This window comes from Salipiger aestuarii (assembly GCF_003259905.1).
GTDB classification, from domain to species: domain Bacteria; phylum Pseudomonadota; class Alphaproteobacteria; order Rhodobacterales; family Rhodobacteraceae; genus Salipiger; species Salipiger aestuarii.
The window spans coordinates 1-12426 of record NZ_QLMG01000075.1 but is presented as its reverse complement, the minus strand read 5'-3'; the positions used below and the strand labels follow the sequence as shown (position 1 = coordinate 12426).

At 64.8% G+C, this 12426-nt stretch carries 12 protein-coding genes and 4 pseudogenes; 12 read left to right on the top strand and 4 right to left on the bottom strand.

Annotated features, from left to right (window positions below):
- Positions 1-131 precede the first annotated feature (131 nt).
- From ATI53_RS21440 to ATI53_RS24125, 6 genes and pseudogenes are all read left to right on the top strand, one after another.
- The gene (locus ATI53_RS21440) at positions 132-395 is read left to right on the top strand and encodes a chorismate-binding protein (RefSeq protein WP_249033417.1); all 264 of its coding nucleotides are present in this window, start codon (positions 132-134) and stop codon (positions 393-395) included.
- Positions 396-569: 174 nt separating this feature from the next.
- Entirely contained in the window at positions 570-1622 is a 1053-nt protein-coding gene (gene nadA, locus ATI53_RS21435) for a quinolinate synthase NadA (protein WP_009505447.1), read from the top strand.
- 4 nt (positions 1623-1626) lie between these two features.
- Entirely contained in the window at positions 1627-3192 is a 1566-nt protein-coding gene (locus tag ATI53_RS21430) for an L-aspartate oxidase (protein ID WP_111551345.1), read from the top strand.
- A complete protein-coding gene (gene nadC, locus ATI53_RS21425; protein WP_111551344.1) occupies positions 3189-4037 on the top strand; it encodes a carboxylating nicotinate-nucleotide diphosphorylase in 849 nt (282 codons plus the stop codon). Before ATI53_RS21430 ends, nadC begins: the two co-directional genes overlap by 4 nt.
- Positions 4038-4142: 105 nt before the next feature.
- Positions 4143-4340, top strand: a pseudogene (locus tag ATI53_RS21420) (3-methyl-2-oxobutanoate hydroxymethyltransferase); the annotation flags it as partial.
- Positions 4330-4476 (top strand): annotated as a pseudogene (locus tag ATI53_RS24125) (IS1595 family transposase); the annotation flags it as partial. The pseudogenes ATI53_RS21420 and ATI53_RS24125, both read left to right, overlap by 11 nt.
- Positions 4477-4839: 363 nt before the next feature.
- Here the strand turns inward: ATI53_RS24125 and ATI53_RS24545 are convergent.
- Positions 4840-4983 (bottom strand): annotated as a pseudogene (locus ATI53_RS24545) (IS5/IS1182 family transposase); the annotation flags it as partial.
- A gap of 361 nt (positions 4984-5344) precedes the next feature.
- Between ATI53_RS24545 and ATI53_RS21410 the strand changes: the two are divergent.
- The 4 genes from ATI53_RS21410 (at position 5345) to ATI53_RS21395 (ending at position 9736) form a co-directional block, all read left to right on the top strand.
- On the top strand, positions 5345-6526 hold the full coding sequence (locus ATI53_RS21410) for an amidase (RefSeq protein WP_111551343.1): 1182 nt from the start codon (positions 5345-5347) through the stop codon (positions 6524-6526).
- Complete coding sequence (locus ATI53_RS21405; protein ID WP_249033416.1) at positions 6472-7716, top strand: TRAP transporter substrate-binding protein; 1245 nt, start codon at positions 6472-6474, stop codon at positions 7714-7716. The genes ATI53_RS21410 and ATI53_RS21405 overlap by 55 nt, the downstream gene beginning before the upstream one ends.
- 92 nt (positions 7717-7808) lie before the next feature.
- Positions 7809-8420, top strand: coding sequence for a TRAP transporter small permease subunit (locus ATI53_RS21400; protein ID WP_009505441.1), 612 nt, complete (start codon positions 7809-7811; stop codon positions 8418-8420).
- Positions 8417-9736, top strand: a complete 1320-nt coding sequence (locus tag ATI53_RS21395) for a TRAP transporter large permease (protein WP_009505440.1) — start codon at positions 8417-8419, stop codon at positions 9734-9736. Before ATI53_RS21400 ends, ATI53_RS21395 begins: the two co-directional genes overlap by 4 nt.
- A 39-nt stretch (positions 9737-9775) precedes the next feature.
- Here ATI53_RS21395 and ATI53_RS21390 read toward each other — a convergent pair whose 3' ends face one another.
- Complete coding sequence (locus tag ATI53_RS21390) at positions 9776-10444, bottom strand: GntR family transcriptional regulator (RefSeq protein WP_223866090.1); 669 nt, start codon at positions 10442-10444, stop codon at positions 9776-9778.
- 191 nt (positions 10445-10635) lie between these two features.
- Between ATI53_RS21390 and ATI53_RS24120 the strand changes: the two genes are divergently transcribed.
- Positions 10636-11127 carry a type II toxin-antitoxin system RelE/ParE family toxin gene (locus tag ATI53_RS24120; protein ID WP_240778661.1) on the top strand — a complete coding sequence of 164 codons (492 nt, stop codon included), beginning with the start codon at positions 10636-10638 and terminating at the stop codon, positions 11125-11127.
- Positions 11124-11417 (top strand): helix-turn-helix domain-containing protein, encoded by a 294-nt coding sequence (locus ATI53_RS21380; RefSeq protein ID WP_111551341.1) that lies wholly within the window; start codon positions 11124-11126, stop codon positions 11415-11417. Before ATI53_RS24120 ends, ATI53_RS21380 begins: the two co-directional genes overlap by 4 nt.
- A gap of 94 nt (positions 11418-11511) precedes the next feature.
- Here the strand turns inward: ATI53_RS21380 and ATI53_RS24115 are convergent, their stop codons facing one another.
- Both ATI53_RS24115 and ATI53_RS21370 read right to left on the bottom strand, forming a co-directional pair.
- Positions 11512-11724 (bottom strand): DUF2493 domain-containing protein, encoded by a 213-nt coding sequence (locus ATI53_RS24115; protein WP_240778662.1) that lies wholly within the window; start codon positions 11722-11724, stop codon positions 11512-11514.
- Positions 11725-11918: 194 nt separating this feature from the next.
- Positions 11919-12221 (bottom strand): annotated as a pseudogene (locus ATI53_RS21370) (ISNCY family transposase); the annotation flags it as partial.
- Positions 12222-12426: the final 205 nt, after the last annotated feature.

Here is a 12426-nt window from a genome sequence, read left to right as displayed (position 1 = left end):
CCCGCAAGCTTGGCGCGCCGACGTCCGCGACAAGCTCCCCAACACAACGGCTTCACGGGTGCCGGACCTTCTGCCATGGAATTGGCAGACATCGCAGCGCCAACTCGCTACATGACCGCGGCCTACGCCGGATGCTTACGATCCTGCGTGCATTGGAGCCTGTACCGCACGACCTTTACTGTGGGACGATTGGCTTCGTCTCGCCCTCCGGTCGGATGCGGGTCAACCTGGCGATCCGGCCCCTCACCCTGTATGAGAACGCTGAGGCAATCTTGAGTGTCGGCGGTGGCATCGTCTTCGACTTCGAAGTCCGTTCAGAATACAAGGAAAGCCTTCGAAAGGCGCGCTTCGCGGCTGGAAACGCTCTGAAACCCCGGTGGTGCGCAGAGACGTGAGACCAGAACCAGGTTCGGCAATCTCCCGCACATGTTAGCGCATGTCATTGATTTATTGCGCCAATGCCAGCTTGCCCTAACGCCACATGACCCGTAGACATCCTTTCAGCCGACGCTCTCCGCGTGCGGTCGCGCCCTCCCAGGCGGCCCGAAACGACCTGAGGATCCCCGCTCTTGCTCGATCAGATCGCGCTGCGCGCCGAACTCGCCGATCACTACGATCTCGCCCCCTCCGCCGTCCTCGCTGCCGAGATGTCCGGGATCTATGCCCGGATGGACCGCGTCGTGGCGCCGCCCGACTGGGCCGTCTTCGCGCCCTATGTCGCTGCCATCAACAGGCTGAAGGCCGAGCGGAACGCGGTGATCCTGGCCCACAACTACATGACGCCCGAAATCTATCACGGGATCGCCGACGTGGTGGGCGACAGCCTGCAGCTGGCCATTGAGGCGACAAGGGTCGAGGCCGACGTGATCGTGCAGTGTGGCGTGCATTTCATGGCCGAGACCTCGAAGATCCTGAACCCGGCGAAGACGGTGCTGATTCCCGACATGGAAGCCGGGTGTTCCCTGGCCGAAAGCATCACCGCGGAAGGCATCGCCGAGATGCGCGCGAAATACCCGGGCGCGCCGGTGGTCACTTATGTGAATACGACGGCCGAGGTGAAGGCCGCGTCGGACATCTGCTGCACCTCATCGAACGCGGACCAGATCGTCCGCGCGATGGAGAGCGACACGGTCATCATGACCCCGGACAAATACCTGGCGCAGAACATCGCGCGGCAGGTCCCCGAAAAGCGGATCGTCTGGTGGGACGGGTCCTGCATCGTGCACGAGCAGTACACCGCGAAGGACCTGCGCGAGTTCCGTGAGTGGAACCCCGGCACCCGCATCATCGCCCACCCCGAGTGCACGCCCGAAGTGGTGGCCGAGGCGGATTTCTCGGGTTCGACCAGCGGGATCATCGACTATGTCACCACCGAGCGTCCCGAGAAGGCGATGCTGGTGACGGAATGCTCGATGGCCTCGAACATCTCGGACGCGCTGCCGGATGTCGATTTCGTCGGGCCCTGCAACATGTGCCCCTACATGAAGAAGATCACGCTGGAAAAGGTGCTGTGGTCGCTGCACACGATGGAGAGCGCGGTCGAGGTCGATCCGGCGGTGGCCGACAAGGCCCGCGTCGCGGTGCAGCGCATGATCGACCTGTCGCGGAAGCTGTCCGGCTGATCCGATGACCCCGATTGACACCCCGCGCGTCCTGGTCGTCGGGGCGGGTCTGGCGGCGCAATATGCGGCGCTGCGGCTGGCCCCGCATCCGGTGCTGATGATCTCGCCTGAACCACTCGGCTCCGGGGCCTCGTCGGCCTGGGCGCAGGGCGGCGTGGCGGCGGCGATGGACCCGGCGGACAGCGTCGAGGCGCATGCTCGCGACACGGTGCGCGCCGGAGCAGGGACCGTGGACGTGCAGGTGGCGAAGGAGGTCACAGCCGAAGCGCGGGCGCATATCCTCGACCTGACGGGGCTGGGCACGCCCTTCGACCGGACCGCGGACGGCGGCTATGTCCTGTCGCGCGAGGCGGCGCACAGTTTCGCCCGCGTCGTGCGGGTGCAGGGCGATCAGGCGGGTGCCGAGATCATGCAGGCGCTGACCGCGCAGGTCCGCGCCGCGCCGCATGTGCAGGTGCTGGAAGGGGTGATGGCCACGGGGTTGGTGGTCGAGGGCGGCCGTGTGTGCGGCGTCCGGGTCGCGCGCTGCGCCGACGGGCTGACGCAATCGGTGGCACTGCGAGGTGCGGCGGTGCTGCTGGCGGGGGGCGGATCGGGGGGGCTCTATGCGCTGACGACCAATCCGCCGCGCATCCGCGGGCAGGTGCTGGGCATGGCGGCGCGGGCCGGAGCAGTGATCGCCGATGCGGAGTTCGTGCAGTTCCATCCCACGGCCATCGCCAACGGCCTCGACCCTGCGCCGCTGGCGACCGAGGCGCTGCGCGGCGAAGGCGCAACGCTGATCAACAGCCGGGGCGAGCGGTTCATGACGGCGGCGCACCCGGACGCCGAACTGGCGCCACGCGACATCGTGGCCCGCGCGGTGTTTGCCCAGACGCAGGCCGGGCGGGCCCCGGCGCTGGATACGCGGGTGGCCCTTGGCGCGCGGATCCTGACCGAGTTTCCGGCGGTGGCTGCGGCCTGCCACGCCTCGGGCCTCGACCCGATGACGCAGCCGATCTCTGTGGCCGCCGCCGCGCATTACCACATGGGCGGGATCGCGACGGATGCCGAGGGGGCCAGCACGCTGCCCGGCCTCTGGGCCTGTGGCGAGGTCGCCTCGACCGGGTTGCATGGCGCGAACCGTCTGGCCTCGAACGGGCTGCTCGAGGCGCTGGTCTATGGGCGGCGCTGTGCGGATGCGATTGCCGCGCGGCTGGTCGCGGGGGATGCCGCGCCGGTCGAGCTGCCGGATCTCGCCCCGGTCCACGAACCTGATCCGGCGCTGGTCGCCCGGCTGCGGCAGGCGATGACCGACGGGGCGGGCGTGATCCGCACCGGCGCGGGCCTGCGGCGTACGCTGGGCACGATCGCCGCAGTCGAGGCCGCGCAGCCCGGCTGCGACGCCCTGCTGAACATGACCGCAACCGCCACGCTGATCGCCGCCGCTGCGCTGGCCCGGGAAGAGAGCCGGGGGGCGCATTTCCGCTCGGACCATCCCGAGGCGAAGGGCGCGACCGGCGAGAGATCCTTCTTCACCCTCGCGTTGGCGCAGGAGATCCGCGCCCAGGCACGAAAGGAATCCGCATGACCACCGCCCCTTTGCCCGACATGATCCTGGAACCGCTGGTCCGCGCTGCATTGCTTGAGGATCTGGGCACCTATGGCGACATCACCACCCGCACGGTTATCCCTGCGACAACACGCTACACCGCGCGGCTGAACGCGCGCGAGCCGGGGTTTGTCTCGGGGCTTCAGGTGGCGGCGCTGGCGTTCCGGCTGGTCGATCCGACGCTGGTGGTCACGGCGCACAAGGCGGACGGTGACGCGATCCAGCCGGGCGACCTCCTGATGGAGATCGAGGGCGCAGCGGCCTCGATCCTCTCGGGTGAGCGGGTGGCGCTGAACTTTGCCGGGCGGCTGTCCGGCATCGCGACGATGACGGCGGCCTTCGTGGCGCAGACGGACGGAACCGCGACCCGTGTGACCTGCACCCGGAAGACCACGCCCGGTCTGCGGCTGGTCGAGAAACAGGCGGTGCTGCATGGCGGCGGCTTCAATCACCGCTTCTCGTTGTCCGATGCGATCCTGATCAAGGACAACCACATCGCGGCGGCGGGCGGCATTCGCCCGGTTCTGCAGGCGGTCAAGGCGCAAGCCTCGCACATGATCCGCTGCGAGATCGAGGTCGACCGGCTGGACCAGCTGGCCGTGGTGCTGGACGAGGGCGGCGCCGACGTCGTGCTGCTGGACAACATGGACACGCCGGCCCTGCGCGAGGCGGTCGCCATGGTGGCGGGGCGCGTGGTGCTGGAGGCCTCGGGCAACATGCGGCTGGACCGGATCGCCGAGGTCGCGGCCACGGGTGTGGACTATATCTCGTCCGGGGCGCTGACGCATTCGGCGCAGACGCTGGACCTGGGGCTGGATTTCTGAATCGGCAAGCCGCTGCCAATCACCGCGCAATAATATTGCGCCGCACTTGCAAAATGCATCGGGACGCCGCGTCGCCTTGCCCTAACATCAAGACTATGGACCGAGATAAGCCAATCCGCCCCCCAGATAGCCCATACCGCCAGTGACATCCGCGACCGCAAGGGTGGAGCGCCGCTGGTTTGCCTGACCGCGGATGCCGAATGCGACGTGGTGCTTATTGGCGACGGCGTTGGCATGGTGCTGCACGGCCTGCCCTCCACCCTGCCGGTGACGCTCGAAATGATGATCCTGCACGGCCAGGCGACGTTTCAAAGGCGCCGCTTGCCACCGGCAGTTCAGCGTGAGCTGTGGAACGATCTCCGCGTCGAGAAAACGATCTTTCGTCGATCTCCGGGAAGCGATCTGCCTGTTCGCAAATGTTGCAAAGGGGCGCTCCGCTGCCGGACTTGTCGATGCTGTGCCGACGCCAGGAGCGGATCGCGGTGCAGATCCCGTATCGGGCATCGGCAATATTGCACAAATCAGGCGCAGGCGTAGGTCTGGGCTTTGCCGCCTGAACTCTGGCGACGGCTTTGATCTCGGCCCTGCCGAGGCGCGGGACGGCGTTCATGATGGCGATGTGGAGGTGGATTTCGGCGGTCTGGTGGTCGGGGGCTCGTGACATGATCGTCTCGCCGAAGAGCTTCGGGCGATTCACTCTGGCCTCGATGCGACGTCGAACATGAGAGTCGGCGCACGTCTTCCAGTGCGTCCTGTCCAAATGTCGCGTTGCCCGCAAGATATCGCTTCTCGCGATGGCCGCGGGGCATCCTCGCTCACCCGATGTCCGTGCATGCCAGACCATGCCGGGATCGAACCAAACCGACAGCGGCCCTCGCTTGCGAAGTGCTGCATCATACTCGGACCAGTTCGCCGTGCGATAGCGAGGAGGTGAGGGTTTCGACATCGGCGTCGGTTACATCACTGGATCCGCAAGGGAAATCCTGCCCGATATTTGCAACAATGCCGGGCAGCACGCCTATGTTTTGGCCGGACCGCCGAATTGCGCTGGTGATTCGATCTGACCGACGTAAATGCGTGGTTTGCACCGCTGGCCTGCGGCTTTCCCATGATTTGATACGCGCCGCGCGGCATGATCGCCCCAGAGAGATTCCGCAGCGCTCCGAAATTGCCGCCGCGGGCTGCAATCTTCACCACTTGCACATTCCGACCCGCCCAAAAGTTCGAGTGCATATTGCATTAATAATTATATATTGCTGTTCTGTGCTCGAACCCGACCTTCAGCACAACAAGCGGAACTCTCCAAAATGGCAGATAAACAGACGAACTGGCGTAGCGAAATCGCGCAAGGCGACGCCGAGCTGCACTCTATGGTGTGCATCGCCGACGACCTCCCCGAGGCGCGGCCGCCGCGCCTACTGGGGGTCAAGGACATCATCGACGTCGCGGGGTTGCCGACCGAATGCGGTTCGCTGATCTGCGAGGGCCAGATCCCGCCGGCAACCGCGCCTTGTGTGACTGCGCTGCGCGGGGCAGGCGCCACGGTGCTGGGCAAGACGGTGACGACCGAATATGCCACCACCCGTCCGGGGCCAACCCGCAACCCGCTGAACCCCGCCCACAGCCCCGGCGGCTCGTCCTCGGGGTCGGCGGCGGGCGTCGCGGCGGGCTATTTCGACTGGGCGCTCGGCACGCAGACCGGCGGTTCGGTCATCCGGCCAGCGGCTTTCTGCGGCATCGTCGGGTTCCTGCCGTCGGCTGGGGTGATCCCGCGCGCGGGCGTGCGTGTCATGTCGCCGACGCTGGACCGGGTCGGCATCTTTGCGCGTTCTGTTGCGGAGATCTCCGAGATGCTGGCGGCCTATGCCGTCGCGCCGACTACCTCCCCTTCGGACCGCCCGCTACGGCTGGCCTTGCTGCCGCAGGCCTATCTTGACCAGTGCGACGCCGCCACGCAGAGCCTGATCGACGGAGCCGTCACCGCGCTGCGCGCGACCGGCGCCGTCGTGGACGCACTTGAAGACACGGCCCCCTTTGACGAGATGATGGCCGCGCAGATGACCGTGAGCGGCTACGAGATCCCGCGCGCTCTCGAATGGGAGCGGAAGACTCACCCCGACCTGCTGTCGGACGAGCTGCGCGACTATTGCGAGGCCTCGGCCGGTATTTCCCACGTCGATTATGCCGCCGCGCTGGAGACTGCGGACCGTTTCCGCCTCTGGGGCACGCCGATCCTGCAGCAGTACGATGCATTCATGGGGCCGGCCGCAGCGGGGCTGGCGCCCGAGGGGCTGGGCTGGACCGGCGACCCCTTCGTCAACCGGATCTGGTCGTTGTCGAAGTTCCCCGCCGTGTGCCTTCCCGGTGCAGCGGTGGCCAACGGGCTGAAGGCCTCGGTGCAGTTCAACACCGCTACCGGCACGGATGCCCGGCTGTGCGCGCTGGCGGCGCAACTCGAAGCGCTGGTCGCGGGGCTGGCGCCGGATTGAAATCGCGCCCGGCGCCGGGCCGCAGGCGCGGGCACACGACCCCAATAATAATCGCGGCCGTCTCATCCAACAACGAGGATAACCACATGTCTTTTCTGAACAAGATCACCGGTTCTGCCCGGTCTGCGACAATTGCCGGCTTGATGGCCTGCGCGGCGCTGCCCGCGGCGGCGCAGGATTTCAAATGGACCGTGCAGACGGCCTATGCCTCGGGCGATGACCTGCACCTGAGCTTCGTGCGCCTGGCCGAGATGGTCGAGGCGATGTCTGGCGGTCGCCTGGTGATGGAAGTCAGCCCCGGCGGCGCCTTCGTTCCGTCCTTCGACGTGCTGGACGCGGTCAACGACGGCGTCATCGACGCGGCGGGCGGCGACGCGGACTACTGGGTGGGCAAGCACCCGGCGGGCAGCCTGTTTGCCTCGGCGCCCGGCTTTGGCATGCCCTCGATCGACCTGATGGGCTGGATGGCCTACGGCGGCGGCAAGGAGCTGTTCGACGAGTACATCAATGAAACCCTGCAAATGACCGACACTGTGGCCTTCCTCCTCAGCCCGGCGCAGGCGCAGCCTTTCGGTTGGTTCGAAACCCCGGTCACCTCGACCAAGGACATCAAGGGCTTGAAGTACCGCACTCCCGGCCTGCCTGTCGACGTGATGCGCGAGATGGGCGCGGCCGTGGTGACCGTGCCCGGCTCCGAGGTGGTCCCCGCGCTTGAACAGGGCGTGATCGAGGCGGCCGAGTACTTCGGTCCCAAGGCGGACATGATCCTGGGCCTGCCTGATGTGCGCAAGGTTTACATGATGCCCAGCTACCTGCAGCTTGGCCTGATCCAGAACTTCTTCATCTCCAGGGACCGTTGGGAAGAGCTGCCCGACGATCTGCAGGCGATCGTGACCTATGGCGTGATGGCCGAATCCGCCGATTTCTACTGGAAGGGCCTGGACGAGAACTCCAAGGCGCTGGCCACGATGGAAAACGAGATGGGCGTGCAGGTCGCAGAGACTCCGCGCGACGTGATGGAAGCCCAGCTGGTGGCCTGGACTGCTGTGCTGGACCGCTACGCCGGGCAGGATGAGTTCTTTGCCAAGGTGCTGGACAGCCAGCGCGAATTTGCGGCCCGCGTGGTGCCGCTGAAGGCTCGGATCAACCCGCCGGCCGATATCGCGCTGAAGCATTTCGGCTTCGACTGATCAGGCCCCGGCGTGGCCTTCCCGCCCTTGTGCGGCGGAGGGCCACGCCACGCTGACGCGGCGCTGTGTGCGCTCTTGCCAAGGACTTGCCGATGACGACTGAAGACGATGACGCGCTGCTGCGCGCGCTCAAGAACGACGAAGACCTGCCCGATCTCGAGGAGATGCGGGCCAGGGTGCCCGATATCCCCCAGCCCTGGCAACGGATCGTCCGGGTGATCGACCGCTTTGCCGACCTGTGCGGGCACGCGCTGTCCTGGCTGGTTCTGGCGCTGGTCGTAATCGTGGTGTTGGAGGCCATCCGGCGCTATGCGTTCAACAGCCCCAGCATCTGGGGGTATGACATGAGCTACATGCTTTACGGCACGATTTTCATGCTGGGCGCAGGCACCACGCTGCGCTTTGGCGGGCATATCCGCACCGACCTGTTCTTCAACACATGGTCGCCGCGCCAGCAGGCGGCTGTCGACCTTGGCTTCTACACCCTGTTGTTCTTTCCTGGCATGGCGTTCTTCCTGCTGGCCGGATTCGACAAGGCGCTCAGCTCCTACCTGATTTCCGAGCGCGCCTCGGCCAGTTTCTGGCGACCGATTCTGTGGCCCTATCGCGCGGTGATCCCCCTGACGGCGCTTCTGGTAATGATCCAGGGCGTGTCCGAGGTGATCAAGGCCTACTTCCAGTTCAAGACGGGGGAAACGGTATGAGCTTTCCTGTCATTCTGGGCTTCGTGCAGCTGGTCGCGCTTTTGGCAGGCATATTCGCGGGCTTTCCCATCGCCTTTACGCTGATCGTGCTGACGGTGCTCTTCGGCTATCTCGGTCTCGGCGACCGCGCTTTTGACCTGATGGTTTACCAGTCCTGGGGCGTCATGGGCACCGAAACCCTGGCCGCGGTGCCGCTGTTCGTCTTCATGGGCTACATCCTGGAGCAGGCCGGCATCATGGAGCGCCTTTTCAAGGGCTTCCAGTTCACCCTCGCCCGCGTGCCGGGAGCGCTTTATATCGGGGTGCTGTTGACCTCGACGATCTTTGCCACCGCGACCGGGATCATCGGCGCATCCGTGACGCTGATCGGCATGTTGGCCGCGCCGGTGATGACGAAATCCAACTATGACCCCGCGCTGTCGGCGGGGACGATCACTGCGGGGGGCACGCTGGGCATCCTGATCCCGCCGTCGGTAATGCTGGTGGTGCTGGGCCCTGTGGTCGGGGTATCGATTCCCAAACTCTTCGCCGCCTGCATCTTGCCGGGTCTGCTGATCACCGCGCTGTTCCTCGTCTATGTGCTGGTGCGCTGCTGGATCAATCCCAAGCTCGGACCGCCACTGCCGCCCGAGGATCGTCCGGCCAACTGGCGCGTTGCCGTACGCGAGTTGATCGTCGGCATGACGCCGATGCTGCTGCTGATCGGCGCCACGCTGGGGTCCATCCTGACCGGCATCGCCACCCCGACCGAGGGCGCTGGCATGGGCGCGGCCGGCGCGCTGATCCTGACCATCTTCTACGGGCGCTTTACCATGCCCCGCCTGCGCATGGCGCTCTACCAGACTGTCATCGTGTCCTCGATGATCCTGTTTCTGCTGCTGGCGTCGAACATGTTCGGCGCGGTATTCAACCGCTTGGGCACCGGGCCGTGGATCGCCAACCTGCTGGTGTCCTGGGATCTTCCGCCCTTTGGCGTAGTGGTGGCGCTGATGATCGTGGTCTTCCTGTTGGGCTGGCCGCTGGAATGGGCGCCCATCGTGTTCATCTTCCTGCCGATCTTCCTGCCGATCGTGAATCAGGCCGAGCTTGACCTTTTGTGGATCAGCGCCCTGGTGGCGGTGAACCTCCAGACTGCCTTTCTGTCGCCACCCGTGGCGATGGCTGCCTACTACCTCAAAGCGGTGGCCCCGCAATGGCATCTCAAGCAGATCTACAGCGGCATGTTCCAGTTCGTCGGATTGCAGGTCGTGGCCTTGATCCTGCTGTTGGCCTTCCCGGCCATTGCGCTGTGGCTGCCGGGCGTCATGTTCGACTGAGCCACGCCCCCCTCCGGCGCCTGGTCCGAGGGGGGCTTACTACACCGTGGCGCGCTCCAGCGCGTTCAGCACCGCCGATTTTGCCGTATGCTGGGCATGGTGCTTCAGCAGCTGCCCGGTCCGGCGCCCGTCGCGCGCCCGAATGGCGGTCATTATGTCTTCGTGATCCTCAACGGCGGTCTGCCATTCCTCCTCGGATTTCTCCGTCAGGAACCGCCCCATGTGCATCCGCGCAAGGGTGATGTTGTAGACCTCCAGCAAGGAGCCGTTGCCGCCGTGCTGGATCACCGCCTCGTGGAATTGCTTGTTGCAGCTGCGATACCGGAAGGTGTCGCGTTGATGGTGGCCCTCGACGATCCCGGCGTGCAGCTCTTCGAGGTGGTCCATGATCCTGGCGGGTGAGCTGGCCTTTCGGAGCGCCTGGCAAAGCAGCTTTCCGGCGTATTCCTCCAGCATGGCCATGATCGGGATCAGCTCCTCGATCTGGGTGCGAGTGACCTCGGCCACGATGGCCCCGCGGTTGGGCAGCAGGGTCACCAACCCTTCGACGGACAGGGCCTTGAGCGCTTCGCGCAACGGTGTGCGCGAGACCTCCAGCTTTGCGGCCAGCGCCTGCTCGGGAATCTTTTCGCCGGGCTTGAGCTCACCACGCAGCAGCAGCTGCCGGATCTCCCCGGTGATTTCCTCGTGCAATGATCTGCGGCCCAATATTCAGCCCCCGGTGACGAAGTATTTAATTCATTATGCAAAATGAAGTTCGTTCTGGGCAAGCGTTTTGCGGAGCCGGAGCGGAATTTTCCCAATGCGCGGCGCGCAGGGGGTCGCGTTCAGCTACACCGGGGTCTAGCGCATGACCGGAGCAGGGCGGTGGGGAAAGGGGAACTCCGCGCTTCACGTTCTTGGGCAACAAAGCCAACCTCGATTACAAGCGCCAACGTCGCGCTAAACGGGGGCTGGTTGGTTTACGGGTCAGAAGTTGTCTTGCCCTTCTCGAGCGCAAGCTATACGTCACTGACGTATACGCCACTGAAACCTATATGGCGACCGAGGATGACACGATTGCAGTCAGTGGTCGAACTGTCCGAATTCCAGAGGCGCGCCAAGGCGATCATGTCGGACCAGGAGCGCGAGCCGCGATCGACTTCATCGCCGCCAATCCGGAAGCGGGCGTCTCTCTTGGTGGCGGGTTGCGCAAGGTCCGCATCCCGAGAGAGGGAGGCGGAAAGAGCGGCTGCTTCAGGACGGTGTATGTCTTTGGCGGGATACATATGCCGATCTTCCTGATCACGGTCTTCGCCAAGAATGAGAAAGCCAGCATGTCGAAGACCGAACAGGCTGCGGCGGTAGAGATGAGCAAGGCGCTTGTCGCGAAATATGGAGACGCAACATGAGTGCATTTGGATCCGTATCCAAGGGCCTGGAGGAGGCTCCGGCCTTCGCAAGTGGCGACTTGGCAGGCGCAAAGGTACATGAAGTGTCCGTTGCCGAGGTCGACGTGGCCGAAGTCCGACAACGGACTGGCCTGTCCCAGGCAGAATTCGCCAAGAGCATTGGTGTTGCGAAAGGTACTCTTCTGAACTGGGAGCATGGACGCAGGCATCCGACAGGCCCAGCACAGGTTCTGCTCGCCTTGATCGCCAAGAAACCTTCTGTTGTGCAGGATCTCTTGCGCGGGGCGTGAACCGGGGCCTAAGCCCCGATCCTCTTGATGCGGATCCCGAGCTTGCGGCCCTGGTCGACGATGTTCTCGGTGATGCCCGAACCTGGAGTCGCGATCAGACCCTGGGGCATGGTCTTGAGCATCTTGTCATTGCGCCTGAAGGGGCGGCCTTGCCGTGGCTCTTCCAGTCGGGTTTGAAGACCACCTGGGTGACACCGCGCGTATCTGCCCACCGGGCCGCGATCATCTCGGCGCCTTTCGGCGTACCGCCGTGCAAGAGCACCATGTCGGGGTATTTCGCAAAGGTGGCATCGAGGACGGACCAGATCAGGTCGTAGGCCTGATAATCCTCGCCGGGAAAGCGATCGGCGTACCTTCGGGGCAGTGCACCTCGGTCTCCTTGCGGCGCTTGGCCGAGAGATAGGCCCGGCTGCCCACCACGGCGGAGGTGAGACCGCGATGCGAGACCTTGGATCCGGTGCGGGGCAGCCAGGGCGAACCGGTGGCAGCCGGGAAGTGGTCCAGGGCCAGATCGCGCATCTGCTCGAAGGCGTCGCGATGGTCCCAGAGCTTGAGCCCGATCAACCGCATCAGCGTGCTGGCCGCGTCATCAATAAACACCAACAGCGTGCAAGCGGGCCCACGATCCTCGAACCAGAGATGATCAGAGCCGTCGATCTGGATCAACTCGCCCAAACACTCCCGGCGGAGCCGCGGCTGATGGAACGCGCGGGGCCGCTTGCGCGACAGCCAAATCCCGGCGTCCTGCATCCACTTGCGCAATGTCTCACGCGAGACCTTCAGACCATGATCTTCCGCCAGCTTCCAGCGTTCAATCTGGACACGTTCCTTGACGCTCAGTTGCGCGCAAACCGCTCCCCTGGCAGACTCCCTCCAATAGATAACCATCTGTTTTCTAATAGGAGACGCACTTGGGGGTAGATTCCTGCTGAGTGCAGAATAGTACGTTAAGGCTGGTCATCGCCGATTTTTCCATCTGTACTCGCCCGTGAGCAGGATATGCGCCCAT

What these genes read in the sequence shown, in the direction of transcription:
- ATI53_RS21410 (WP_111551343.1), top strand. Translation starts at nt 5,345, where the DNA reads ATGGCAGATAAACAGACGAACTGGCGTAGCGAAATCGCGCAAGGCGAC.
- ATI53_RS21380 (WP_111551341.1), top strand. Translation starts at nt 11,124, where the DNA reads ATGAGTGCATTTGGATCCGTATCCAAGGGCCTGGAGGAGGCTCCGGCC.
- nadC (WP_111551344.1), top strand. Translation starts at nt 3,189, where the DNA reads ATGACCACCGCCCCTTTGCCCGACATGATCCTGGAACCGCTGGTCCGC.
- ATI53_RS21440 (WP_249033417.1), top strand. Translation starts at nt 132, where the DNA reads ATGCTTACGATCCTGCGTGCATTGGAGCCTGTACCGCACGACCTTTAC.
- ATI53_RS21395 (WP_009505440.1), top strand. Translation starts at nt 8,417, where the DNA reads ATGAGCTTTCCTGTCATTCTGGGCTTCGTGCAGCTGGTCGCGCTTTTG.
- ATI53_RS21400 (WP_009505441.1), top strand. Translation starts at nt 7,809, where the DNA reads ATGACGACTGAAGACGATGACGCGCTGCTGCGCGCGCTCAAGAACGAC.
- ATI53_RS21430 (WP_111551345.1), top strand. Translation starts at nt 1,627, where the DNA reads ATGACCCCGATTGACACCCCGCGCGTCCTGGTCGTCGGGGCGGGTCTG.